The following is a 24,426-nucleotide window of genomic DNA, read 5'->3' as shown; positions in this document are numbered from 1 at the left end:
CGCAGCCCATCGCCGGCAAGGCCGGCTCCCACACTGGACTGTGTACACCTGACCTGTGGGAGCTGGCTTTGCCAGCGATGCAAGGCGCAGCCTTGCTAATACTGGTACCACTTAAGCTCCAGCATCACCTCGTTCTGCGCCGACGCCAACTTGCTGAAGTCGCGGCTGGCACTGAGCCGCAGGCCCAGGTCACGGGACAGCTCCCACTGCTGGTTCAAACTCAGGCTACGACGCACCTCGCCATTGGTGAAGTAGTCGGCCTTGGCCTCGACACTCAGGTTGCCCAGTGGATTGCGCCACAGCAGCCCGGTATTGAAGCCCGCTGCCGGGGCAATGAACCCGGCGAAGTCATTGTTGTGCTCGACCCGCACTGTGCCCAAGGCAAAGCCAAGCAGGTCATCGGCCAGCTGCCAGGTACCGCCGGCACCGCCGTTGACGTGGCTGACCAGCACCTCATCGCCATGCTTGCCCAGCACTCGCTCAAGCCCCCCGGCGACCTGCCACGACCAGGGTTGCAGCAGGGCATTGCGCGGGGTCAACGAGCGAATGGTGGCCAGGTCCAGGCGTTGCACCTGCCAGTCGTTGCCTTCGTACTGGCGCAGCTTGAGCTGAAGGATCTCGATCTGTGCGCCGAGGGGGAAGCCGTAGGCATTGTCGTTGAGGTCGTGATAGGCCATGCGCAGGCCATACTCGGCATAGGCGCGATCATCGCGGCTGCCCAGGCCCAACTGCCAGGTGCGCGACTGATGGCCATCTTCAGGCAGCCCCGGGCGCTCGATTTCAAGCTCCGGCGGCGGGTTGCGGTTGATTGCCCGCAGCAGCTCGAAGCTGCGTTGGGTGCGTGCCGGATCACGCTCCTGGCCGTTGGCCCGGTAACGTTCCAGGCGATAGGCGGCGTCCTGCACCAGGGCCTGGCGCTCGCGGGGCAGGGCGGTGAACGCTGGGCTTTGCAGTTGTGCGGTGTCGGCACTGACCGCCAGCACTTGCTGTTGCTCGCTGGCATCCAGCGGCTTGGCCCGCTCCAGCAGTTCACGTTCGCGTGACGGCCGATAGTCGATGCGCTCGACCAGGCCGGACTGCTTGACCGCCTTGACGGTGTCGGTGGGGATTGCGGTCAACGGGAATTGCGACGTCAGGTCCAGGCTCGGGCGCGCCACCTGCAACAGTTCGAGCAGGCGGTAGGAGCAGTTTTCGTCGAAGAAGAAGTAGTCGAACTGGATCTGCTTGAGTTCCCAGACATGCTCGACCATGCGCCCGGTTTCTTCCGGGGTCAGGTTCAGTCGGTATTCCCACAGGTCGCGGTTTTCCAGGCTGCGGTACTCGGAGAGCTTTTCCTGGTAGGGCACCAGGGCGAACAGGCCCGGATAGCCGCCCATCAGGCCTTTCCAGGCGTAGAGGATACTGTTGTCGCTGCCTTCGATGTAAGCGCCGAAGTTGATTGCGTAGCTGAGCAGGGCGGTTTCGTTGCTCTGCACATCGGCCTGGTCGATCCGCAACAAGGTGTGGCCGAACATCGACGACGGGCTGTTCAGGTAGGCGGCCGGGAAGATCATCACCGCACTGTGCGGCGAGACGTCCTTGAACCACTGGCTGTATTCCTTGCAGTCCGGGCTCGGCAGGTCGGTCAGCTGCAACTGCTCGCGCAGCCAGCGGGTACGCGCCGGGAACACGCACTGGGCGTGTTTGTCGCCGAGGCTCGCCGGTGCGTACAGCGCGTTGACGGTGGCGCGCAGTTCCTGGTCCGGGTGATGGGCGCCGTCTTCGGCGAGAAAGAAGCGCTGGTCGTCGACGTAGCTGCGCCAGCCGCCAAGCTTGGCCGTCTCGTAATGACCGAGGGCGATCCAGTAGCGGTCGGCCGCCAGTTGCTTCAGGCGTGCGTCATCGAATGAAGGGGCAGCATGCAGCGGGGCGCAGGCACAGAGCGCCAGGTAGGCAAGGCGTTTGAGCATGTCGGGCAACTAAGTCTGAATGATGCCGATAGAGGCGGACAACAACCCGCCCCGGTGACGGGGCGGGTGGGCCGAGCTTAAGCCTGGGTGGCGTATTTGGCCAGGCGCGGATCGCTTTTCAGCACCGCGAGGGTGTTGCTGTGCACGTCTTCAGCCGTTACGTCGGCGGTCTTGAAGATGTCCTGGAAGTGTTGATGGGTAACCGCGGCAAAGTGCGCGCGATCTTCCGGGGCGACGCCAAGCACCACGGCATAGGTGGTCAGTGCTTCACCTTGACCCTTGGCCATGTCTTCGGAGAGTTCGTTCATCATGCCGTTCATGGCGAACCATGATTTACCGCCATAGGTCAGCGCAGAGTTGGTCGAGCAGCCGTTGGTGCCCGAGGTCATGCCGAAAGTGGCGTTACCGGACGTGCCGTTGGTGGTGGACGCAAGGAAGTGGGCCGGTGTGCCGCGTTGGCCCTCGAACAGCATGTTGCCCCAGCCGCAGTCCGGTCCGCCAGGCGCCTGGGCCATGGCATTGAGTGAGACCGCGGTGAACAGAGTACCCAGAAGAATCCGTTTCATAGCATTGTTCTCTTTCTAGAATTACATACCAAAGGTCAGGGTTGTCTGGCATATCTGTAGGACCAGTTGCCAGGGCGGGTCGGTTATTTACCCAGCCGCGCAGTTTGGAGTTTAGGCACGATCTAACGGTTCCGTGATTTATTGCGAAAGATTGCCTGAAAATATTGACGTAGATCGGCTTTTCGCCCCTGCGACAATTAGCAGCGATGAGCCTTGCAAGGCGCACGCGCACGGCGCCAGAATGCTGACATCCGCCCCGCCGAAGTAAGGAAGCCCGATGCCCGATCCTGTCGCTGCGAGCCTGCGTCTTGCGCCCGAAGCCCTGACCCGGCCGTTTTCCGCTGAACAGTTCGCTTTTTCCACCACCAATGATCTGGAGCCTTTTCGCGGTGTGCTTGGCCAGGAACGTGCGGTCGAAGCCTTGCAGTTCGGCGTCGCCATGCCGCGTCCTGGGTACAACGTATTCGTCATGGGCGAGCCCGGTACTGGCCGCTTCTCGTTCGTCAAACGCTACCTCAAGGCCGAAGGCAAGCGCCTGCAAACGCCGTCGGACTGGGTCTATGTCAACAACTACGACGAGCCACGCGAGCCGCGCGCGCTGGAGTTGCCACCGGGCAGCGCCGGGGCGTTCATCAGCGACATCGGCGGTCTGATCGACAACCTGCTGGCAACCTTTCCAGCGGTCTTCGAGCACCCGTCCTACCAGCAGAAGAAGAGCGCCATCGACCGCGCCTTCAACCAGCGTTACGACCGCGCCCTGGATGTGATCGAGCGCGCTTCGCTGGAAAAGGACGTGGCCCTGTACCGCGACAGCAGCAATGTCGCCTTCACCCCGATGGCCGACGGCAAGGCGCTGGATGAAGCCGAATTCGCCCAGTTGCCGGAAGCCGAGCGGGAGCGTTTTCACGACGATATCGCCGTCTTGGAAGAGCGCCTCAACGAAGAGCTGGCGAGCCTGCCGCAATGGAAGCGCGAATCGAGCAACCAGCTACGCCACCTCAACGAAGAAACCATCACCCTGGCCTTGCAGCCACTGCTGGCGCCGCTGTCTGAAAAGTACGCAGAAAACGCCGCCGTCTGCGCTTATCTGCAGGCCATGCAGGTCTACCTGCTGCGCACCGTGGTCGAACAGCTGGTCGATGACAGCAAGACCGACGCCCAGGCGCGCAAGCTGCTCGAAGAGCAGTACGCGCCAAGCCTGGTGGTCGGCCATCACGTCAGCGGCGGCGCGCCGGTGGTGTTCGAGCCGCACCCGACCTACGACAACCTGTTCGGCCGTATCGAATACAGCACCGACCAGGGCGCGCTTTACACCACCTACCGGCAACTGCGCCCGGGTGCCCTGCACCGGGCCAACGGCGGTTTCCTGATCCTCGAAGCCGAGAAGATGCTCAGCGAGCCGTTTGTCTGGGACGCCCTCAAGCGCGCCTTGCAGTCACGCAAGCTGAAGATGGAGTCGCCGCTCGGCGAGTTCGGCCGCCTGGCCACCGTCACCCTCAACCCGCAGATGATCCCGCTGAACATCAAGGTGGTGATCATCGGCGCACGGCAGTTGTACTACGCCCTGCAGGATCACGATCCGGACTTCCAGGAGATGTTCCGGGTGCTGGTCGACTTCGACGAAGACATCCCCATGGTCGACGAGAGCCTGGAGCAGTTCGCCCAGTTGCTCAAGACCCGCACCAGCGAGGAGGGCATGGCGCCGCTGAGCGCCGATGCGGTGGCGCGCCTGGCCACCTACAGTGCGCGCCTGGCCGAGCACCAGGGGCGTTTGTCGGCGCGCATCGGCGACCTGTTCCAGCTGGTCAGCGAGGCGGACTTCATCCGCCACCTGGCCAACGACGAAATGACCGACGCCGGGCATATCGAGCGCGCCCTCAAGGCCAAGGCCACCCGTACCGGTCGGGTGTCGGCGCGGATTCTCGACGACATGCTGGCCGGCATCATCCTGATCGACACCGACGGCGCCGCGGTGGGCAAGTGCAACGGCCTGACCGTGCTCGAAGTCGGCGATTCGGCTTTCGGTATACCGGCGCGGATTTCCGCCACGGTCTACCCGGGTGGCAGCGGCATCGTCGACATCGAGCGCGAGGTCAACCTCGGCCAGCCGATCCACTCCAAGGGGGTGATGATCCTCACCGGTTACCTGGGCAGCCGTTATGCCCAGGAATTCCCCCTGGCGATCTCGGCGAGTATCGCCCTGGAGCAGTCCTACGGTTATGTCGACGGTGACAGTGCGTCGCTGGGCGAGGCTTGCACGCTGATCTCGGCCTTGTCGAAAACCCCGCTCAAGCAGTGCTTCGCCATCACCGGCTCGATCAACCAGTTCGGTGAAGTGCAGGCAGTGGGTGGGGTCAACGAGAAGATCGAAGGCTTCTTCCGCCTGTGCGAAGCTCGTGGCCTGACCGGCGAGCAGGGGGCAATCATCCCGCGCGCCAACGTCGCCACTTTGATGCTCGATGAGCGGGTGCTGCAGGCGGTGCGCGCCGGCATGTTTCACGTCTACGCAGTGAGCCAGGCCGACGAGGCCTTGAGCCTGCTGGTCGGTGAGCCTGCCGGTGAGCCGGATGAAGAGGGCCAGTTCCCTGAAGGCAGCGTCAACGCCCGGGTGGTGGAGCGCTTGCGGGTAATCGCCGAGATGATCAGCGAAGAGGACCTCAAGGAGGCAGAAAAGGAGCAGGCCGAACAGGCCCTGGCCCAGGTCAAACCGTCCTGATTTGAGTGGTACGAGTCAAAAAAACGGCGCTAAATGGAACATGACCATTCGGCGCCGGTTTTTCCACGCATGGGCGGAATTCTTCTATTCTTCAGTTCAGGGACAGTCGTAGGTACAGGAATGAGACAGCCTTCACCTGAGGGCTGAACAAGGGTTTACCGAGGACCTTCGCCATGCCGCGCAGCCTCAGCCTCACCCGTCAATGCCTGGGCCTGGTGACCCGCATTGAATGCAGTATCCGCCCACTGGCCGGTGACAACGGCATGTGGACCCTGCTGTTTGCCGCCGGCATGGCTGGCGAGCAGCCTTCTGCGATCAAGGCCCAGGGGCCGTTTCACGGGCCGTTCGTGGCCGAATCGGTACTCAACGCCATTGTCGACAGCCTGACCCTGCACGGTTATCAGCTGGCCGACGATCCGCAGATCTGGTGCGTGCACCTGCAAGCCCAGCTGCGCCGGATCAACGGCGAACGCGTCCATCACGTCGGCGACTTCCAGTTCCATCCGGAAACCTGAGACGCCTGCGCCACGCCTGTGGCAGCGTGCCACGGGCTTTTTCTGTCATGGGTGGCTGTTATACTCGCGCTCGCTTTTTTGCCAACCTGACGAGTTTTCAATGGAACGTATTATCGAAAATGCGATGTATGCCTCGCGCTGGCTGCTCGCGCCGATCTATTTTGGTCTGTCGTTGGGCCTGCTGGCGCTGGCACTGAAGTTCTTCCAGGAGATCTTCCACGTCCTGCCCAACGTCTTCGCCCTGGCTGAAGCTGACCTGATCCTGGTGCTGCTGTCGCTGATCGACATGGCCCTGGTTGGCGGCTTGCTGGTGATGGTGATGATTTCCGGTTACGAGAACTTCGTCTCGCAACTGGACATCGACGAAGACAAGGAAAAACTCAGCTGGCTGGGCAAGATGGACTCGTCTTCGCTGAAGATGAAGGTCGCTGCCTCGATCGTGGCGATTTCCTCGATCCACCTGCTGCGGGTGTTCATGGACGCGCGCAACATCGAGACCCAGTACCTGATGTGGTACGTGATCATCCACATGACCTTTGTGGTCTCGGCCTTTGCCATGGGTTACCTGGACAAGGTCACCAAGCACTGATCAGGCGTTGAGCCGGTCAACAACCGCCCGTCCGTTGCAAAACGGACGGGCGGTTGCGTTTTTGCCTTGTGCTTTGTACACGGCTGTACAAAAAATGAACGGTCACTCGAAGTTCCAGTAATGAGGTATCGCAATGAACCTTCAACAACTGAGCACCGAGGCCAGGGCCGGTCATGTCGAAGAGCTCAATCTGATCGCCATCGAAGGTGGTGACTTTTTGATTGAGGCCCGGGTAAAAGGCCATGCGCATCCGTTAGTGGATAAGCTCGGCAAGCGTCTGCAAGTGCATTCGGTGGTCGATGCGCAACGCTTGCTTGAAGGCTTGCCCGCTGTGCCGCTGCACCTGGTGCACTGGTCGATGGACGACGAGATGTGTGGCGGCGGCGATGCCGGTGACAGCGACCTGAAAATACCGATGCCACGCCGTTCTGCCTGGTAGCTGATCTGCGCCAGCGCAGTGTGCTAGGCTGCTCGCCCTTTTCATAAAGGGCGCGGCTGTCATGCGCCCTGCAGCGGAGCAAGCAAATGTCCGAACTCAACCTGTCTACCGACGAAACTCGCGTCAGCTACGGCATCGGCCGTCAGCTGGGTGGCCAACTGCGTGACAACCCGCCACCAGGCGTAAGCCTGGACGCCATCCTGGCCGGCCTGACCGATGCCTTCGACGGCAAGGAAAGCCGCGTCAGCGAAGCCGACCTGTCGGCCAGCTTCAAGGTCATCCGCGATATCATGCAGGCCGAAGCGGCTGCCAAGGCCGAAGCGGCCGCTGGCGAAGGCAAGGCCTTCCTGGCTGAAAACGCCAAGCGTGACGGCATCACCTCCCTGGCTTCGGGCCTGCAGTTCGAAGTGCTGACCGCAGGTGAAGGCGCCAAGCCAAGCCGCGACGACAGCGTGCGTACCCACTACCACGGCACCCTGATCGACGGCACCGTGTTCGACAGCTCCTACGAGCGCGGCCAACCAGCCGAGTTCCCGGTCAGCGGCGTGATCGCCGGCTGGACCGAAGCCCTGCAACTGATGAATGCCGGCAGCAAATGGCGCCTGTACGTTCCGAGCGAGCTGGCTTACGGCGCTCAGGGCGTTGGCAGCATCCCGCCGCACAGCGTGCTGGTGTTCGACGTCGAACTGCTGGACGTTCTGTAAGAACGTCAGAGGGCCTTTCGGCCCTCATCGCTGGCAAGGCCAGCTCCCACAGGGTTGGTTCACACCGGTCCGTTGTGGGAGCCGGGCTTGCCCCGCGATGCTGTTCAGTTCCAATCGGTCCCACCGCCAGGGCGCAACGCCCGCGCATAGCAGAACAGGAACAGGTTCCTCACCAGTTCCTTGAGCACACTCGGCTCACTCGAATTCAGGCCATTGAGATCCAGGTCACCCTGGTCGCGCAGTTCGTCCAGTGCTTCTTCTTCAAGCACGGCACAGACCTCGCCGGTTTCCCGGTGCAGGATGCGCAGGTATGGATGGGGGCGGTCAAGCCAGGCGTCTATCAGATAAGTCATGGCTATTCTCCTTGAAAGCGTTCAATGAGAATAATTCTTATTATCAAAATAGCAAGTGCCTATTGGCGGTTTTTTCCCGGCTGTGGGCTGTCGAGGCCGCAGGGCGGCCCCGAAACCCACCAGAATCAGACCTTGCGGACGAATTCCGATTTCAGCTTCATCGGGCCGATGCCGTCGATCTTGCAGTCGATATCGTGGTCGCCATCGCACAGGCGGATGTTCTTGACCTTGGTGCCGACCTTGACCACCAGCGAGGTGCCCTTGACCTTGAGGTCCTTGATCACGGTGATGGTGTCGCCGTCCTGCAGGACGTTGCCCACTGCATCCTTTTTCACCGTTTCGTCGCTGGCTGCTTCGGCTTCACCGGCAGCCGACCACTCGTGGGCGCACTCGGGGCAGATCAGCTGGGCGCCGTCTTCGTAGGTGTATTCGGAGTTGCATTTGGGGCAGGGTGGCAAAGTGCTCACTAAGGTTCCTCAAGACGTACAGGTACAAAACCTACATTGTATAGGGTTTTGACCGTCTGAGGCTAATCGGGCCCATCGAGCGATGGGCCGGAGCAGGGGATCAGTGCGTGCGGGCGACGGCGAACTCGCTGAGCTCGACCAGCGCATCGCGGTACTCGCTGGCTGGCAGCACGTCCAGGCAGGCGATGGCGCGGGCCACGTAGTCGCGGGCCAGCTTGGCGGTGTAGTCCAGCGAACCGGACGCCTCAACGGCTGCGCGGATGCTCTCGAGGTCTTCGATGCCGCCTTTCTGGATCGCCTGACGTACCAGCGCGGCCTGTTCGGCGGTGCCTTCGCGCATGGTGTAGATCAGCGGCAGGGTCGGCTTGCCTTCGGCCAGGTCGTCACCGACGTTCTTGCCCAGGGTCTGCGCGTCGCCCTTGTAGTCGAGCAGGTCGTCGACCAGCTGGAAGGCCACGCCCAGGTGGTCACCGAAGGTGCGCAGGGCTTCGCTCTGCTCCTCGGAGGCCTGGGCCAGGGCCGCGGCGCTGTGGGTCGAAGCCTCGAACAGCATCGCGGTCTTGCCGCGGATGACGTCCATGTAGACTTCTTCGGTGGTGCTGGCGTCGCGGACCTTGGACAGCTGCAGGACTTCGCCTTCAGCGATCACCCGGGTGGCCTTGGAGAGAATCTGCATGACCGGCATCGAGCCCAGTTCGACCATCATCTCGAACGAGCGCGAGTACAGGAAGTCACCGACCAGCACGCTCGGCGCGTTGCCCCACAGGGCGTTGGCGGTCGAGCGGCCACGGCGCATGCCGGACATGTCGACGACGTCGTCATGCAGCAAGGTGGCGGTGTGCAGGAACTCGATGGTGGCGGCCAGCAGGCGCAGGTCGTCGCCTTCGCGGCCCAGGGCCTTGCCGCACAGCAGTACCAGCAGCGGGCGCAGGCGCTTGCCGCCGGCCGAGGTAATGTAGTCGCCGATTTTCGATACCAGCGGTACACGCGAAGTCAGCTGTTTCTTGATGATCTCGTCAACGGCGCTGAAGTCGTCCGCTACCGCACGGTAGAAAGCTTGGGGTTGCATCGGCCACAGGTGCTCCATAAAGGTTGCGCGGCATGCTAGGTCGCGGGTCCCGGCGTGTCAAGGCGCGCTGCCTGCGGGCCGGGGGTGGGACTTGCAAGCAAAGCGGGGCTTGCGTACAATCGCGCACCCTGAACTTCCTGGGCAGCACCTGCCTTACGCAATTGCACTGGGCCGTTCCAGCCCTATGCAGCCATGCCAGCCAATACTCTTCCTATAAAGAGCTGGGTGAGCAGGATTATCGGAGAAATACCCATGTACGCAGTAATTGTTACCGGTGGCAAGCAGTACAAAGTCGCCGAAGGTGAATACCTGAAAATCGAAAAACTGGAAATCGCCACTGGCGAATCCGTGACTTTCGACCGCGTTCTGTTGGTTGCCAATGGCGACGACGTGAACATCGGCGCTCCAGTCGTTGCTGGTGCCAAGGTTGTCGCTGAAGTGATCTCCCAAGGTCGTCACGACAAAGTTCGCATCATCAAGTTCCGCCGCCGTAAGCACCACATGAAGCGTATGGGCCACCGCCAGTGGTTCACCGAAATCAAGATCACCGGTATTTCGGCGTAATCGCCTGAATCCATTTCTGGAGAATTGAACCATGGCACACAAAAAAGCTGGTGGTAGTACCCGTAACGGTCGCGACTCAGAAGCCAAACGCCTTGGCGTGAAGATGTATGGCGGCCAGGCTATCATTCCTGGCAACATCATCGTGCGTCAGCGCGGCACCCAATTCCACGCTGGCTACGGCGTTGGCATGGGCAAGGATCACACCCTGTTCGCCAAGATCGCGGGTAAGATCAAGTTCGAAGTAAAAGGCGCCTTCGGTCGTCGTTACGTGAGCGTTGTCGCCGAGTAATCGCGCGAACGCTGGAAAAGCCCTGTCTCGCGACGGGGCTTTTTCGTTTGTGGGGTGAGTCTCTTGCAAAGCTGTTTGTATGGGCTGCCGGCGTGGGTTGTTACTGTCGTGACGGGGCCGCCGCGCTCACTTTTGCAAGAGCCTTATGTCTTTGTGTCACTCAGCTCGTCCAGCTGACGAGAGGCGGTTTTTATGAAGTTTGTTGACGAAGTATCGATCCGGGTCAAAGCCGGTGATGGCGGTAACGGTTGCATGAGCTTCCGCCGCGAAAAATTCATCGAGAACGGTGGTCCCAACGGCGGTGACGGTGGCGACGGCGGCTCCGTGTACATGGTTGCCGACGACAACCTCAACACCCTGGTCGACTACCGTTACACCCGTCATTTCGAGGCCCAGCGCGGCTCCAACGGCGGCAGCACCGACTGCACCGGCAAGAAGGGCGACGACCTGATCCTGCGCGTGCCGGTCGGCACCACGGTGATCGACTCGGCCACCCAGGAAGTCATCGGCGACCTGGTCAAGCCAGGCCAGAAGCTGATGGTGGTCCAGGGCGGCTGGCACGGCCTGGGCAACACCCGTTTCAAATCCAGTACCAACCGTGCGCCACGCCAGACCACCCCGGGCAAACCGGGTGAGCAGCGTGATCTGAAGCTGGAAATGAAAGTACTGGCTGACGTCGGCCTGCTGGGTTTGCCAAACGCCGGCAAGAGCACCTTCATCCGCTCGGTATCGGCCGCCAAGCCGAAAGTCGCCGACTACCCGTTCACCACCCTGGTGCCGAACCTGGGTGTGGTCAGTGTCGACCGCTGGAAGAGCTTCGTCATCGCCGACATTCCCGGCCTGATCGAAGGCGCCTCCGACGGTGCCGGCCTGGGTATCCGCTTCCTCAAGCACCTGGCGCGTACCCGCCTGCTGCTGCACCTCGTCGACCTCGCGCCGCTGGATGAAAGCAGCAGCGCCGATGCCGCCGAAGTCATTGTCAACGAGCTGACCCAGTTCAGCCCGTCGCTGGCCGAGCGTGACCGCTGGCTGGTGCTGAACAAGACTGACATGCTGATGGACGACGAGCGTGACGAGCGGGTCAAGGAAGTGGTCGAGCGTCTGCAGTGGGAAGGTCCGGTTTATGTGATCTCGGCCATCTCCAAGCAGGGTACCGAGCAGCTCAGCCGCGACATCATGCGCTACCTCGAAGATCGCGCCGACCGCCTGGCCAACGACCCGGCCTACGCCGAAGAACTGGCTGACCTGGATCAGCGCATCGAAGACGAAGCCCGTGCCCAGCTGCAGGCCCTGGACGACGCCCGCGCCCTGCGCCGCAGCGGCGTCAAGAGCGTGCACGACATCGGCGACGACGATGACGACTGGGATGATGAGGACGACGAAGACGGCCCGGAAATCATTTACGTGCGCGACTGATTCGTTGCAGTACACTAAACGCCGCTCTCAGGAGCGGCGTTTTGGTATCTAAAGATCTGAATAGGTTGGAAGAAGATGCGGAGCAAGGTGACGGGTGCGCAGCGCTGGGTCGTGAAAATCGGCAGTGCCCTGCTGACAGCAGATGGCAAGGGCCTGGATCGCGCGGCCATGGGTGTCTGGGTCGAGCAGATGGTGGCGTTGCATGAGGCAGGTGTCGAACTGGTGCTGGTGTCGTCCGGGGCGGTTGCCGCCGGGATGAGCCGTTTGGGCTGGGCCAAGCGACCGAGTGCGATGAATGAGCTGCAGGCGGCGGCTTCGATCGGCCAGATGGGCCTGGTGCAGGCCTGGGAGTCGAGCTTTGCCGAGCATGGCCGGCATACCGCGCAAATCCTTCTGACCCACGACGACCTGTCTGACCGCAAGCGCTACCTCAACGCCCGCAGTACCCTGCGCACCCTGGTGGAGCTGGGTGTGGTGCCGGTGATCAACGAGAACGACACGGTGGTCACCGACGAGATCCGCTTCGGCGACAACGACACCCTGGCGGCGCTGGTGGCCAACCTGGTGGAAGCCGACCTGCTGGTGATCCTTACCGACCGCGACGGCATGTTCGATGCCGACCCGCGCAACAACCCCGACGCGCAGCTCATCTACGAAGCCCGCGCCGACGATCCGGGCCTCGACGCGGTAGCCGGTGGTACCGGCGGCGCCCTGGGCCGTGGCGGCATGCAGACCAAGCTGCGTGCAGCGCGCCTGGCGGCGCGTTCCGGTGCTCACACGATCATCGTTGGTGGTCGCCTGGAGCGCGTGCTTGACCGGCTCAAGGCTGGGGAGCGCCTGGGCACCCTGCTGTCGCCCGAGCGCGGCATGCTCGCCGCGCGCAAGCAGTGGCTGGCCGGACACCTGCAGACCCGTGGCACCCTGGTGCTCGACGAGGGTGCGGTGAAGGCGTTGCGCAAGGACAACAAGAGCCTGTTGCCGGTGGGCGTCAAGACCGTGCAGGGCAGCTTTCGCCGTGGCGAGATGGTGGTCTGCGTCGGTCCGGATGGCCTTGAAGTCGCCCGGGGCCTGGCCAACTACAGCGCCCTGGAAGCACAGAAAATCATTGGCCAGCCATCGGACGCGATCGAGACCCTGCTGGGCTATATCGCCGAGCCGGAGCTGGTGCACCGCGACAACCTGATTCTGGTCTGAGGAAATACGTGTGTTCAAAGGGATAGTTGCAGCGGCACTGCTGGCATTGCCGGTACTGGCGTCGGCCGAGGAGATTGGCCAGGTATCGACGGTGTTCAAGATCGTCGGGCCGAATGACCGCATCGTCGTCGAAGCGTTTGATGATCCGAAGGTGGAAGGCGTGACCTGCTACCTGTCGCGGGCCAAGACCGGCGGTTTGAAAGGCGGCCTGGGCCTGGCTGAAGACCGTGCCGAAGCGTCGATCGCCTGCCGTCAGGTCGGGCCGATTCGCTTCAAGGAACAGCTCAAGGACGGCGACGAGGTGTTCAAGGAGCGCACTTCGCTGGTGTTCAAGACCATGCAGGTGGTGCGCTTTCTCGACAAGAAGCGCAATACCCTGGTCTATCTGGTGTACTCGGATCGTGTGATCGAAGGCAGTCCGCAGAACGCGGTAACGGCGATTCCGATCCTGCCGTGGGCTCAGTAAAACCGAGTTGAATGCATCGCCGGCAAGGCCGGCTCCCACAAGGTCCTGTGCATGCAGTCCCTGTGGGAGCCGGCCTTGCCGGCGATGGGGCCTGAAAGGCCCCTGGAGAGGCCATCAAGCCGAAGCTTCGGCCTCTTCTTCCCGCACCACCGCCTTCTCCACATCACGGCGGCTGATGTACTTCCAGTCGGCCTCGTCAATGTAGATCCCGTTCGGCCCACTGCCGCCTTCCAGGTCGATGGCGACATGCGCCGAAACCTGCGGCTTCACGCTCGCCAGAATCGGTACGAAGCCCAGCTGCAAGCTGGTTTCCAGCAGCGCTGCCTGGTTGCGTTCGTCGATGTCGGCCGCCTCGTCCAGGTAGTACGGCAGGCGTACGCGGCCGGCCAGGTCGCGGTCCATCAGGTGCAGCAACAAATACATGTTGGTCAGCGCCTTGATGGTCATGGTGGTGCCGTTGGACGCCGCACCGTCGATGTCGGTGTGGATCACCGGCTGGCCACCGACCTTGGTGATCTCGAAGGCCAGTTCGAACAGGTCCTTCAGGCCCAGCTGGTTGTGGTTGGCTGCCACCAGCCGCGCCAGGTACTCCTTGGCCTCTTCGTTCTTGTTGTCCTGCTCGGCGCTCTGGCTCAGGTCGAACACCGACAGGGTCTCGCCTTCCTCGTACTGGCCGGCGCTGTGGATGATCTGGTCGATGTGCTTGAGCGCTTCCTTGTTCGGCGCCAGGACGATGCGAAAGCTCTGCAGGTTGGAAACCTGGCGCTTGTTGATCTCGCGGTTGAACAGCGCCAGCTGGTGCTCGAGGCTGTCGTAGTCGCTGCGGATGTTGCGCAGGGTCCGGGCGATGTCGGTAACCGCGGCGCGGCGCGCCTTGCCCAGGGTCAGGGCTTCTTCGGTGCGGTGCGAGTAGGCGTTGATCAGCAACTGCAGACGGCGCTCCATGTCGTCTTCGCTGTCGAACTTGGCCACGCCTTTGAGGCGTACCTGGGCATACAGCGCTTCGATCTGGCCATCGACCCGCAGCAGGCCCTGCCAGCTGTCCTGGTAGTCGTTGAGCAGCGGCAGCAGGTTGTCCATGCTGTCGTCGACCGGCTCCATGAACGGCGTACCGAACGGCAGGTCGGCAGGCAGCAGCTGGCGGCGGCGCAGGGCGTCGTCGAGGGTGCGCTGCTTGGCTTCCATGTCGGCGATCTGGCGGCCGACCAGTTGCAGCTTGGCCGACAGTTGCTGGACGCGTTCGGTGAAGGCGTCGCTGGAGCGCTTGAGTTCGTCCTGGGCGGCTTCCATCTGCGCCAGCTGTTCCAGTTTGTCGCCTTCTTCGGCGGACAAGGTCTGGGTGCGGCGGAAGTCTTCCAGAGCCTTTTGCGCATCCAGTACCTGCTGGTACAGGGCTTCGGTCTGGGTCTTGCTCGCGGCGCGGTCGGCGGCTACGGCCTGTTGGGTCTTGAGCTGCTTGAGCTCTTTCTCCAGGCGTTCCTTCTGGTCGCGCAGGGCGGCGCGGTCGGCCAGGGCCTGCAGCGCTGGTGGTTCGATGTGGGAGAGGTCAATGGACAGGCCCGGGGCTTCGAAGCGCTCGCCCTTGAAGCCGTCGAGCACCGCTTCCAGGGATTTGACCCAGACATCGCTGTCGTCCAGCTCGATGCCGCGCTCGCCCAGCGGCAGGCTGAACAGCGCACCGTTGAACAGGCGCATCAGGCGCTCGACGTCCTGCTGCGAGAACTCTTCACGCAGGCGTGCATAGCTGTTGTTGTCGGCATGATCGAGCTGCTGCTTGACCGACTTGAGGCGTTTTTCCAGCTCGCGCAGACGCTCTTCGAGGTCTTCGGCACTGAACTGGCGCGACTGCGCCAGGGCGCCGGCCAGTTCGTCGTGGGCGTCCTTGGCGGCCAGCAGTTGCTGTTCCAGGACCTTGACGTCATCGACCAGGGCGAAGCGGTGCTTGAGCACCGACAGCTCGCCAAGCCAGCGCTGCACGCCAGTGATCTCGCGCTCCAGGCGCATCAGCTCCTGGGTGCCGCCACGCTGGTCGTTCTGCAGGCTGTCCTGTTCGTTCTTGTAGTGTTCGGCCTGGATCACCAGCTCCTCTTTGCGCGCGCTGGCGTAGTCCTGCCAGGTGCCGAGCAGCGAGTCGAGCAGTGGCGACAGGCGATGCAGTTTGCCGCGCAGGATCTCGCGCTGGGCTACGCCGTTGGCCAGGGCCTCGACCAGCGGGCCGGCGGCGACCAGCGAGTTGTAATCCTGCTCCATGCGCCGTACGTCGCGGAAGGCTTCTTCGCAGGCGGCGATGTAGTCGACGCTACCGGAACGCAGGCTGTGCTCGAAAGCATCGAGGAACAGCTGCTTGAGCTTGGCCGCGGTGATCTCGCGCATGTGCAGCAGGTTGATGAACAGGGCGCGGAAGGTCTTCAGGCTCTGCTCGCTGGTGGAGCGTAGCGGGATCAGGGTCAGGTCCAGCGGAATCGAGGTATGGCCACCCACCAGCAGGCGGCGCAGCTCGTCGGGCTTGAGCTCGTAGGCTTTCAGGCCGTTGCGCTCGAGGTTGCTGAACAGCTCTTTCTGGCGCAGGCAGGTGTCGTTTTTCTGGTAGTGGGCCAGGTCCAGCTCGCCGGCATAGGCGAAGAACTGGTGACCGAAACCGCCACCCGGGCCGCGGCCGACCACGCCGATCACGTGCGGGCCATGAGGCAGGTTGACCTCGCAGAGGATGTAGCTGGTGTCGCTGGCAAAGTAGAAGCGCCGCGACTGCTCCAGGCTGTATTTGCCGAAGCTCATGTCGGACATGCGCGCCAGGATCGGGAACTGCAGGGCGTTGATCGAGGCACTCTTGCCCAGGTTGTTGGCACCGTAGACCGACAGCGGGTGTTCCAGGGGGAACAGGCCCAGGCTGTAGCCGGCGGTGTTGAGCAGTGCGAAGCGGCGAATGCCGTAGCGTTCCTGGCTCATGCGTCAATCTCCTGTTGCTCTTGCGCAATGGCTCGGGCCAAGGCGTCTTCTTCGCTTTCTTCGAACGGGCTGAGGTCCAGTGGGTCGTCGGTACGGTTCAGCTCTTCCGGGCTCTCTTCCTCGACCAGCACCGGCGTTGGCAGCGGCAGGGCGCTGTGCAGGCTGGCGGCCAGGTCGCGGTCCTGCTGGACCGACAGGCAGACGTCGAGGAAGCGGTGCATCGGCGGCAGGAAGCGGTAGATGCCGTTCTCTTCGTGGGCAAAGCCGAGCTGGGTCATGCGGCGCATGATCTTCTCTTCCAGCTCGTCCGGGGTCTGCACTTCGGCCTGGATGAACAGGTCGCGGTACTTTTCCAGCAGCGAAGGCAGCTCGTCGCGGCCCAGGCTGCCGCCGTCGAGGACCGACATCGGGTCGCGGCCCTGGTCGGCCAGGTGTTCGACCAGGATGAAGGTGAACAGCGACAGGCGCTGGGCGGTCTTGTTGACCTGGGCGGCGGCCAGGTCCGGGACGAAGTAGTAGAAACCGCGGGTGTCGCACACCAGTTCAAAGCCCAGGGCCTTGAACAGGCCACGGTACTGGTCCTGGAAGTTCGACAGTTGGGCGTACAGCTCCGGGTCGCGGCGGCTGATGTGGAAGCCCTTGAACAGCTCGCGGAAGATCGGTGCGAGCTGGGACAGTTCGGAAAGATCAAGATGCATGGGCGGGGCTCGCAGTTGGCTCAGGCGATGGTTCGCGGCTCGATGTCAGAGCGAAGGAACGCAGGCTGACCAGGTGTTCGCGGGTGGTGTATTCACGGCGCTCGAGGCGCTCGCGGGCAAAGCGTTTTTCCCGCGACAGGCGCGAGAACCAGTACAGCAGCTCGTCGGTGGCGCCTTCGGGCTCCTGGTCGAGCAGCCAGACCATCAGGTCCGGCAGCGGCAGGGCGTCTTCGCAGCGTTCGAGCATTTCCTTGACCGTGCGCGGTGCGCGCGGGGCGTCGCCCTTGTGGCTCTTGTGGGCCTTGGGGAACTGCGCAGGCTTTGGCTCGAAACGGGCCAGGGCATAGACGTAGGCTTCGACCTGGCTGGCGCTGCCGAGGAAGGTGCTCTGCGGGCGGGTGAACAGCGGCATGGCGGCTTGCGGCACGGCGTCCAGGCCCTTGCGGCGGATCACCGACAGGGCCAGGGCGGCGCCACGGGTCACGGCGTTGTGGCGGCGGGCTTCTTCACGCAGCGGCAGCAGCAGTTCACGGGCATGGCGCAGGGTCAGCTGGGCGCTGGTCTGCATTTCGAGGATGCGCGCGTGGGTACGCAGGAGCATGTCGTCGTCGACCAGATGGCCGAGGCGGGCCTGCTCGCCGAGCAAGCGCAGCAGCACGGTCTCGACCTTGCGCACGCCTTGCTCGAAGGCGCCGTCGGCGTTGACCAGCTGGATCATCGGCTCGACGTATTCGTCCCAGGTTGCCAGGACTTCGGCGTAACGCTGGCGCAGGGGGATCTGCCGGTCGCTGGTCTTGGCCCGTTCGGCCACGGCGACCAGCGCCTGTTCGTCGTTGTCGAGCTTCTTCAGGACGTCGCGCACGCGCATGTCGAGCAGGCGCAGCTGGCGCGCCAGGTCGTTGCCGTCGCGAATCTCGAAGGCATCCTGGATATGCCCGGCCAGGCGCTCGAGGTGGCGCAGGTAGGCTTCGATCTCCAGGCACAGGCCCAGGCGGTGCTCGCGGCGCAGGTACGCCAGAAAGTCATGGATCTGGGCGTTGAGCTCGAAACGGTTCGGGCTTTTGGCCACCGGCACCAGGATATCCAGGCGGATCCACACGTCGAGCAGGCTGGTGATGTCCTGGGGCGTGCTCTCCAGCTGCTGGGTGGCCAGTTGCTGGCGCAGTTCGGCCAGGCTCAGGGTGCCCCCGTCGAAGCGCTCGCACAACGGCTCGAGCAGGGCCCAGTGTTCGGCTAGGGCGCGCAGGACGCGCTTGGGTTCGATCATTGGCGGGTCGACTCGTTGCCAAATAAAAGCGCCGATTGTACTGCATCAGACGCCTGTCGATTCACCCCCTGTTCGCTTGATCCTGCTGTCGGGCGGTTTTCTGCCGATCAACAGCGGCGCCGAACGGCGAACAACGTTAGAATATCGCCCCTGACTTATCCACAGATGGCCGATCCTTCTTGTTAATCGAGTCCCGCCGCCGCGCTTATCTCAACGCCATGCAAGTGGTGCATTGGCTGCCGCGTGCCGAACTGCCGTTCGCGGCACCATCGCGCCCGGAGCTGTTGCTGCCGGTGGCGCCGCTCGAGGAACAGGCGTTAGAGCCGCTTGAGCAGGCACCAGCGGCCGCCGTCGTGGCACCGAGTGCGCCGGTGGTGCGCTCCGGCGAGCGCCCGAAGATCGAGATTCCGCGCCCCGGCAGCACCCCGAAAGTCGCGGCCAAACCGGTGGAAGAGGCCGAAAAGGCGCCGGTCGCTGCCAGGCCCGCACCGGTGCCGCCCCCACGCTTTGCCCTGCAGTTGCTGCGCGCCGGCAATTGCCTGCTGCTGGTGGAACTGGCCACCGGCGAGCCGTTCCAGAGCCGCGACCCTTCCTATCTGTTGCTCAAGGACATGCTGCGCGCCGCCGGGCTGCCGGACAGCCCGCAGATCATCGGTGAGCCGGTGCGCTGGCCGTTGCTGGTGCGCGGCAACCTCGATCAGGGGCCGCAGGCGGCGACCGATTTCGTCCAGGGCTTTATCCAGGCCCGGCTTGAAGAAGCGCCGTGCGTCTGCCTGTGGCTGATCGGCCTGCCTGCCGTGCGCTTTGCCGGCGAGGCCAATGCCGAAGCTTATTATCGCGAGTTGCCGGTTGAAGGGCTGGGCGCTGCCTGGGCCTTGCCGGGGCTCGAACTGTTGATGGACGAGCCGCAACGCAAGGCGGACGTCTGGCAAGCCATGCGCCGGCTGATGGCGCGCTGGAAACCAAGCAATGAGTGACACGATCAGCTTCCGCCGGATGACCGAGGCGGATCTGGATGCCGTACTGAAGATCGAATACGCCGCCTTCAGTCACCCCTGGACCCGCGGGATTTTCCTCGACGGGCTCAAGTCCTATGAAATCTGGCTGATGTTCGAAGGCGAGCAGCAGGTCGGCCACGGCGTGATCAACGTGATCATCGACGAGGCGCACCTGCTCAACATTACCGTCAAGCCGGAAAGCCAGGGGCGCGGCCTGGGCCTGGCCCTGCTGGAAGAGCTGATGAAGCGTGCCTACGCAATCAATGGCCGCGAGTGCTTCCTGGAGGTGCGCGCCAGCAACCAGTCGGCTTATCGTCTGTACGAACGCTACGGCTTCAACGAAATTGGCCGTCGTCGTGACTATTACCCGGTAGCCGGCGGTCGCGAAGATGCCTTGGTCATGGCCTGTACCCTGTTCGAGTAGGGGTTCAACGCTCCGGCTTGCCGTCCAGCGGGTCGCGCCGGGCCAGCTCTGCTTCATCCAGGCCGTTGCCGCCGCCGATGTCACTTTGGTCGACTACGCTCAAGTCCCAGTCCGCAGGGTGATTTGCTCCCGGCTCATTGGCGGAGCGGGCGCCGTCTTCGGGGATCAGGGTTTCTGGCTCGAGGTCGTCGTCGGTTGGGTCGAAACCGACATCGACGTTGGGGGTATCCTCGTCAAAGTGCAATTCTTCAACCGAGCTCATGGGGTCTTCGTCTTCATCGCTCGGGGCGGGCTGCGGGGCGTGAAGCGGGCGGTGTTTCTGGCTCATGGTCGATCCTCCTGCAGAAGGGCCTAAACGGTTGACCTGCCATTTGGCGGAAGATTCAAAGGCGTGACCTGAACAGGCCGGCGCCTGTCACAGGATGCGCATCAACCATGAGGCTTGCACATGCACGATCTACAAGAACTGATTGATAACAACGCGCGCTGGGCCGATGCGATCAAGCAGGAAGATCCGGATTTCTTCGCCAAGCTGGCGCGTCAGCAGACACCGGAGTTCCTCTGGATCGGTTGCTCGGACGCCCGGGTACCGGCCAACGAGATCGTCGGCATGCTGCCGGGCGACCTGTTCGTTCACCGCAATGTCGCCAACGTGGTGCTGCACACTGACCTGAACTGCCTGTCGGTGATCCAGTACGCGGTGGACGTGCTCAAGGTCAAGCACATCCTGGTCACCGGCCATTACGGCTGCGGCGGGGTGCGGGCATCGATGCAGGATCGTCAGTTGGGCCTGATCGATGGCTGGCTGCGTTCGATTCGCGACCTGTACTACGAAAACCGCGTGGAACTGGCCAAGCTGCCGACCGAGGAAGAGCGGGTGGATCGCCTGTGCGAGCTGAACGTGATCCAGCAGGTGGCCAATGTCGGCCATACCACCATCGTCCAGAATGCCTGGCACCGTGGGCAGAGCCTGTCGGTGCATGGCTGCATCTATGGCATCAAGGATGGGCGCTGGAAGAGCTTGAATGCGACCATCAGCGGCATCGACCAGTTGCCGCCGCAGTACCGGTTGCGTCCGCAGGACTGAGGCCATCGCGGGGCAAGCCCGCTCCTACAGAAGTGGGAGCGGGCTTGCCCCGCGACAGGCTTCACCTCAAGTCTTCTGCAAGTCCCGCAACGTCCGCGTCACCGCCCCGGTATTGCACTTGGCACTGGCCTGCTCCGGGGTCATGTTGCGAATCGTGCGAAAATACAGCTCGCAGGTCTGCTTCTTCGCCGTCACCTGCCACTTCTGCGTACAGGCGCCAAGCGTAGCCTTGGCATCCGCCCCCGGGTTACGACCCATGCCTGCCTGCCAGCAGGCGGCGCTCAGATCCTGGCCCATCATCTTCAGCCCGGCCTGGTCGGCTTTGTCCTGGTCGCCGCCATTGTTGTTTTTGTCCGCCGCATACCAGATCGCACTCGGGTGGTTGGCACCCAGCACCGGGACCTTCTGCCCGGGCGTCGGGCTGATGGTCGCCAGGCCCAGTACATAGAGCTTGGGCCCATACTGCTGTTCGATCCAGCTGCGCACCGGCGAGCCGAAGGCAACCATCGGCAAGGATGCGCCATTGCCGGTTCGCGTCACCTCCCTGACCATCTGCACCTGATAGTCCTTGAAGTAGTCATACACCCCTTCCAGATCTTTGCCGGCGCTGGCCGGGGCCGCGATCGGGGCAATGTCGACGATGGTCTGGTAGGCCGGGGTCTGCTCGGCGGGGATGCCGTTGAAGGTCAGCAGCGTGGCCCAGCGGTCGGTGGTGTTGGAGCGCAGGTAGTCCTGGGCCTGGGTTAGCGAGTAATCCGGCGGGAAGTGCAAAAGCTCAATGCTGCGGCGCTTTTCCAGGGCCATGCCCAGGGGCAGGAAGAGGTTCCAGCTATAAGCCCATTTGCCTTCGCGGTTGAGCTGGCTGGCGCCTTGATAGGCCAGCTCGCCAGTGTCGAGCAGCGCTTGCAGGGGCTTGCTGTAGTCGCTCGGTACCCCCTGGATGTCAGCATGCAGTTTGTCGTTGTCACGACTGACCTTCACGGTCGCGCCTGTGTATCCGTCGCGTTGCACGCTCTGGGTCAGGTAGTGTTCCACGGTCTGCTCAAGCGTCCAGTCGCGAAAGCAGATGACGTTGCAGTTGTTGGGGTAGGCAAACAGCCGGTTCACGCGTTCCTGGTTGCCCAGGTCGATCCGGGCGTCGGCCTGGATGGCGCTGCTGAAGGCCAGTGTGGCCAGGGCGAAGGTCAATGGAGCAGTCTTGTGCATGCTTAAACTCCTTGTCAGTTTCTCCCCGCAGTCGGGAGGCTTGCCATACTGGAGGAATTTCCTGGGGATTGGGAAGGGGAGCAGGCTGATGAAACCGTGGTGCAAGGCTGGTATCGGTGCAGGATTTTTGCTGACAGTGCTCGGCGTTGCGCAGGCGCAGGCCGAAGAGCGTGATCTGTACCTGTTTGCCCAGTGGGCCGGTGATCATCAGACTCGGCCTTTTCGCCAGATGCTGGTGGATGCACGCGTGTATGGCGTAGTGCCAATCCATCAGCTGCTGCGTTCGGCCAGTGACTGGCGCTTGTGCAGGGCCGAGCCGTTTGCAGTGGCGCCAGCCTCGCAGTGGCCGGCGGTGCGTTCGACCTTGCTACTGCTCAAGACCCTGGGTGACCAGGGCGTGCTCAAGCGCTATGAGGTGGTTTCGGCTTACCGCAACCCGGTGCTCAACCGCTGTGCGGGGGGCGCCATGGGGAGCGCCCATACCCGTGCGTTCGCGGTCGACCTGCTGCTGCCGGACTGGGCCGATCCGACGCCGCTGTGCAGCTTCTGGCAGGCCCATGGCAAGGACTGGAACATGGGCCTGGGGCGTTACCCGTCGGGGCGCATTCACATCGACACGGCGGGTTACCGCACCTGGGGCGGCGACTTCAGCACCGGGTCATCCTTCTGCGCCCCGGCGGTGGCCGGCAAAGCTCAGGCCAGGTGAGCCAGGCAGGCTGCCGATTGCTCGATCACCCATTCGGCGAAGCAGCGGCTTTTGTCGTCTTCAAGAATCGCCTGGGGGCTGAGCAGGAAATAGGCCGATTGATCCTGGATGAAACCGCGCGGCGCCCGCAGTTGGCCGCTGTCGATTTCATCCTGGACCATCAGGCGCGAGGCCATGGCCACACCCAGCCCGGCAGCGGCAGCCTGGATACACAGGTAAAAGTGTTCGTAATCGGCGCGGCTGCTGCCCTGAGCCGATTCGCCGCTTTGGCGCAGCCAGGTGTTCCACGCATTGGGACGCGAAGCGCTGTGCAGCAGGCGTTGGCCGGCCAGGTCCTGTTCGGGTAGCGTATGGCCGCCACTGCACACCGGGCCGACCCATTCGTCGCAGATCTTCAGCGCATGCAGGTTGGCGTCCCAGTGAAAGTCATCGCGGCGCAGGGCCAGGTCGACACCGCTGCGGGCGAAGTCGATCGGCCCGCCGGCCGCCACCAGGTGCAGGTGAATATCCGGGTGGGCGGCATGAAAGGCCGGCAGCCGTGGGATCAGCCAGCGCATGGCGATGGTCGGTTCGCACGACAGCACCAGTACGTTCTCTCGCGCCTGTTGCTGCAGGCGGTACACCGCGCCTTCAAGTTGCTCGAACACCGACAGGGTGGTGCCGTGCAGGGCGCGGCCGGCGGCGGTGAGGAAGATCGCCCGATTGCGCCGCTCGAACAGCGGCACCCCCAGCGACTCCTCCAGCAGGCGCACCTGCCGGCTCACGGCGCCGTGGGTGACATTGAGCAGCTCGGCGGCGCGCACGAAACTCTGGGTTTGCGCAGCAACGTCGAAATAGCGAAAGGCGGACAGTGCAGGCAGTTTCATATCTGTGAGAAAAACTAGCGGATTTGCCTCACTATAAATCGCTTTTGGCCCTACCCGAAGCTTTCGATAATGGCAACGCGCAGACGTATCTGTGCATTGGCCTAGCAGATCGAGGAGCTTTACGTGAATGAACTCATAGCCGTTGCCCTGTTCACCGTGCTGGCGGTGATCAGCCCGGGCGCCGACTTTGCCATGGTGACCCGCAGCAGCTACGCCTTTGGCCGCCGTGCGGGCCTGGCTGCGGCCCTGGGCATCGCCCTTGGCGTACAGGTGCATGTGCTGTACACCGTGCTGGGCATCGCGGTGATCATCAGCCAGAGTCCGGCGCTGTTCCTGGCCATGAAGGTGCTGGGAGCGGGGTACCTGATTTATCTTGGCTACAAGTCGCTGACCAACACCACGCGGATTTCCCTGGAGGGCGGCAGCAGCAGTCAGCTTGGCGTGCTGGCGGCCTTGCGCTCGGGCTTTCTGACCAACGCCCTGAACCCCAAGACCATGCTGTTCGTGGTCAGCGCCTATACCCAGGTGGTGCAGCCGGGCAGCTCGCTGGCGATCAACTTCGGCTACGGTGCGTTCATGTCGTTCGCCCATTGGCTGTGGTTCAGCCTGGTGGCGGTGTTTTTCTCCAGCGCGGTATTGCGTCGGGCCATGCTCGAACGCCAGCGTCTGGTTGACCGGGTGATTGGCGTGGCCTTGATTGGCCTGGGGCTGGCGGTGGTGTTCGCCAATGTGCGCTAAGCGGGAGGGGTAAAAATCGCAGGCAAGAAAAAAGGGCTTACCTTGCGGTAAGCCCTTTTTAGTACTTGGTGGCTACACAGGGACTTGAACCCCGGACCCCAGCATTATGAATGCTATGCTCTAACCAACTGAGCTATGTAGCCAAGTGGCGCGCATTATTCGCCTGAAACGGATTTGTGTCAACACTCTTTTTC

26 protein-coding genes and 1 tRNA gene are annotated in these 24,426 nt (G+C 62.9%); 15 read left to right on the top strand and 12 right to left on the bottom strand.

Going from position 1 to position 24,426, the window contains the following annotated elements:
- Positions 1-95: 95 nt before the first annotated feature.
- A complete protein-coding gene (locus JV241A_RS21360; protein WP_115088780.1) occupies positions 96-1,949 on the bottom strand; it encodes a DUF4105 domain-containing protein in 1,854 nt (617 codons plus the stop codon).
- Positions 1,950-2,026: 77 nt separating this feature from the next.
- Positions 2,027-2,515 (bottom strand): DUF3015 domain-containing protein, encoded by a 489-nt coding sequence (locus JV241A_RS21355; protein ID WP_010226385.1) that lies wholly within the window; start codon positions 2,513-2,515, stop codon positions 2,027-2,029.
- Positions 2,516-2,792: 277 nt separating this feature from the next.
- Here JV241A_RS21355 and JV241A_RS21350 point away from each other — a divergent pair, with 277 nt between their 5' ends.
- From JV241A_RS21350 to JV241A_RS21330, 5 genes are all read left to right on the top strand, one after another.
- Positions 2,793-5,231: an ATP-binding protein gene (locus tag JV241A_RS21350; RefSeq protein ID WP_115088779.1), complete on the top strand. Its 2,439-nt coding sequence runs from the start codon at positions 2,793-2,795 to the stop codon at positions 5,229-5,231.
- Positions 5,232-5,404: 173 nt separating this feature from the next.
- Positions 5,405-5,746, top strand: coding sequence for a hypothetical protein (locus JV241A_RS21345; RefSeq protein WP_010226382.1), 342 nt, complete (start codon positions 5,405-5,407; stop codon positions 5,744-5,746).
- A 100-nt stretch (positions 5,747-5,846) separates the two neighbouring features.
- Positions 5,847-6,335, top strand: a complete 489-nt coding sequence (locus JV241A_RS21340; RefSeq protein WP_038997223.1) for a TIGR00645 family protein — start codon at positions 5,847-5,849, stop codon at positions 6,333-6,335.
- A 133-nt stretch (positions 6,336-6,468) separates the two neighbouring features.
- On the top strand, positions 6,469-6,774 hold the full coding sequence (locus JV241A_RS21335) for a DUF6482 family protein (RefSeq protein ID WP_115088778.1): 306 nt from the start codon (positions 6,469-6,471) through the stop codon (positions 6,772-6,774).
- Between the two features lie 86 nt (positions 6,775-6,860).
- Positions 6,861-7,478, top strand: coding sequence for an FKBP-type peptidyl-prolyl cis-trans isomerase (locus JV241A_RS21330; protein WP_134064335.1), 618 nt, complete (start codon positions 6,861-6,863; stop codon positions 7,476-7,478).
- A gap of 104 nt (positions 7,479-7,582) precedes the next feature.
- Here JV241A_RS21330 and JV241A_RS21325 read toward each other — a convergent pair whose 3' ends face one another.
- From JV241A_RS21325 to JV241A_RS21315, 3 genes are all read right to left on the bottom strand, one after another.
- Positions 7,583-7,831 (bottom strand): hypothetical protein, encoded by a 249-nt coding sequence (locus JV241A_RS21325; RefSeq protein WP_038997219.1) that lies wholly within the window; start codon positions 7,829-7,831, stop codon positions 7,583-7,585.
- 125 nt (positions 7,832-7,956) lie between these two features.
- Entirely contained in the window at positions 7,957-8,298 is a 342-nt protein-coding gene (locus tag JV241A_RS21320; protein ID WP_095162336.1) for a zinc ribbon domain-containing protein YjdM, read from the bottom strand.
- A gap of 100 nt (positions 8,299-8,398) precedes the next feature.
- On the bottom strand, positions 8,399-9,367 hold the full coding sequence (locus JV241A_RS21315) for a polyprenyl synthetase family protein (protein WP_010225693.1): 969 nt from the start codon (positions 9,365-9,367) through the stop codon (positions 8,399-8,401).
- A 252-nt stretch (positions 9,368-9,619) separates the two neighbouring features.
- Here JV241A_RS21315 and rplU point away from each other — a divergent pair, with 252 nt between their 5' ends.
- The 5 genes from rplU (at position 9,620) to JV241A_RS21290 (ending at position 13,296) form a co-directional block, all read left to right on the top strand.
- Entirely contained in the window at positions 9,620-9,931 is a 312-nt protein-coding gene (gene rplU / locus JV241A_RS21310; RefSeq protein WP_010225695.1) for a 50S ribosomal protein L21, read from the top strand.
- A gap of 31 nt (positions 9,932-9,962) precedes the next feature.
- Complete coding sequence (gene rpmA, locus JV241A_RS21305) at positions 9,963-10,220, top strand: 50S ribosomal protein L27 (protein ID WP_010225698.1); 258 nt, start codon at positions 9,963-9,965, stop codon at positions 10,218-10,220.
- 192 nt (positions 10,221-10,412) lie between these two features.
- Positions 10,413-11,636, top strand: a complete 1,224-nt coding sequence (gene cgtA / locus JV241A_RS21300; protein WP_115088776.1) for an Obg family GTPase CgtA — start codon at positions 10,413-10,415, stop codon at positions 11,634-11,636.
- Between the two features lie 75 nt (positions 11,637-11,711).
- Positions 11,712-12,830 carry a glutamate 5-kinase gene (proB, locus tag JV241A_RS21295; RefSeq protein ID WP_115088775.1) on the top strand — a complete coding sequence of 373 codons (1,119 nt, stop codon included), beginning with the start codon at positions 11,712-11,714 and terminating at the stop codon, positions 12,828-12,830.
- A gap of 10 nt (positions 12,831-12,840) precedes the next feature.
- Positions 12,841-13,296 carry a CreA family protein gene (locus JV241A_RS21290; RefSeq protein ID WP_177414911.1) on the top strand — a complete coding sequence of 152 codons (456 nt, stop codon included), beginning with the start codon at positions 12,841-12,843 and terminating at the stop codon, positions 13,294-13,296.
- Between the two features lie 114 nt (positions 13,297-13,410).
- Here JV241A_RS21290 and mksF read toward each other — a convergent pair whose 3' ends face one another.
- The 3 genes from mksF to mksB are packed head-to-tail and all read right to left on the bottom strand — an operon-like array spanning position 13,411 to position 18,207.
- Entirely contained in the window at positions 13,411-16,242 is a 2,832-nt protein-coding gene (mksF, locus tag JV241A_RS21285; protein ID WP_134064333.1) for an Mks condensin complex protein MksF, read from the bottom strand.
- Positions 16,239-16,940, bottom strand: a complete 702-nt coding sequence (gene mksE / locus JV241A_RS21280; protein WP_010225708.1) for an Mks condensin complex protein MksE — start codon at positions 16,938-16,940, stop codon at positions 16,239-16,241. The genes mksF and mksE overlap by 4 nt, the downstream gene beginning before the upstream one ends.
- A complete protein-coding gene (mksB, locus tag JV241A_RS21275) occupies positions 16,930-18,207 on the bottom strand; it encodes an Mks condensin complex protein MksB (protein ID WP_036993806.1) in 1,278 nt (425 codons plus the stop codon). The genes mksE and mksB overlap by 11 nt, the downstream gene beginning before the upstream one ends.
- Before the next feature lie 179 nt (positions 18,208-18,386).
- Between mksB and JV241A_RS21270 the strand changes: the two genes are divergently transcribed.
- Positions 18,387-19,184 carry an energy transducer TonB gene (locus tag JV241A_RS21270; protein ID WP_115088772.1) on the top strand — a complete coding sequence of 266 codons (798 nt, stop codon included), beginning with the start codon at positions 18,387-18,389 and terminating at the stop codon, positions 19,182-19,184.
- Entirely contained in the window at positions 19,177-19,629 is a 453-nt protein-coding gene (gene rimI, locus JV241A_RS21265) for a ribosomal protein S18-alanine N-acetyltransferase (protein ID WP_134064331.1), read from the top strand. Before JV241A_RS21270 ends, rimI begins: the two co-directional genes overlap by 8 nt.
- A 4-nt stretch (positions 19,630-19,633) precedes the next feature.
- Here the strand turns inward: rimI and JV241A_RS21260 are convergent, their stop codons facing one another.
- Entirely contained in the window at positions 19,634-19,957 is a 324-nt protein-coding gene (locus JV241A_RS21260; protein ID WP_115088770.1) for a serine kinase/phosphatase, read from the bottom strand.
- 120 nt (positions 19,958-20,077) lie between these two features.
- On the opposite strand from JV241A_RS21260, the gene can reads away from it, so the two are divergent.
- Positions 20,078-20,716: a carbonate dehydratase gene (can, locus tag JV241A_RS21255; RefSeq protein ID WP_038997206.1), complete on the top strand. Its 639-nt coding sequence runs from the start codon at positions 20,078-20,080 to the stop codon at positions 20,714-20,716.
- Positions 20,717-20,782: 66 nt separating this feature from the next.
- Here can and JV241A_RS21250 read toward each other — a convergent pair whose 3' ends face one another.
- Entirely contained in the window at positions 20,783-21,922 is a 1,140-nt protein-coding gene (locus JV241A_RS21250) for a hypothetical protein (protein ID WP_134064329.1), read from the bottom strand.
- A gap of 88 nt (positions 21,923-22,010) precedes the next feature.
- Here JV241A_RS21250 and JV241A_RS21245 point away from each other — a divergent pair, with 88 nt between their 5' ends.
- On the top strand, positions 22,011-22,628 hold the full coding sequence (locus JV241A_RS21245; protein ID WP_233674635.1) for a D-Ala-D-Ala carboxypeptidase family metallohydrolase: 618 nt from the start codon (positions 22,011-22,013) through the stop codon (positions 22,626-22,628).
- Here the strand turns inward: JV241A_RS21245 and JV241A_RS21240 are convergent.
- Positions 22,616-23,494, bottom strand: a complete 879-nt coding sequence (locus tag JV241A_RS21240) for a LysR substrate-binding domain-containing protein (RefSeq protein ID WP_134064327.1) — start codon at positions 23,492-23,494, stop codon at positions 22,616-22,618. The two genes, JV241A_RS21245 and JV241A_RS21240, sit on opposite strands and share 13 nt — an antisense overlap.
- 123 nt (positions 23,495-23,617) lie before the next feature.
- Between JV241A_RS21240 and JV241A_RS21235 the strand changes: the two genes are divergently transcribed.
- Positions 23,618-24,232: a LysE family translocator gene (locus tag JV241A_RS21235; protein ID WP_115088767.1), complete on the top strand. Its 615-nt coding sequence runs from the start codon at positions 23,618-23,620 to the stop codon at positions 24,230-24,232.
- A 66-nt stretch (positions 24,233-24,298) separates the two neighbouring features.
- Here the strand turns inward: JV241A_RS21235 and JV241A_RS21230 are convergent.
- A tRNA-Met gene (locus JV241A_RS21230) sits at positions 24,299-24,375 on the bottom strand.
- Positions 24,376-24,426: the final 51 nt, after the last annotated feature.

The sequence above is a fragment of the Pseudomonas sp. JV241A genome (assembly GCF_900275665.1).
Taxonomy (GTDB): domain Bacteria; phylum Pseudomonadota; class Gammaproteobacteria; order Pseudomonadales; family Pseudomonadaceae; genus Aquipseudomonas; species Aquipseudomonas wadenswilerensis.
Note: the sequence above shows the minus strand (reverse complement) of the source record. Positions and strands in the feature narration are given on the sequence as shown.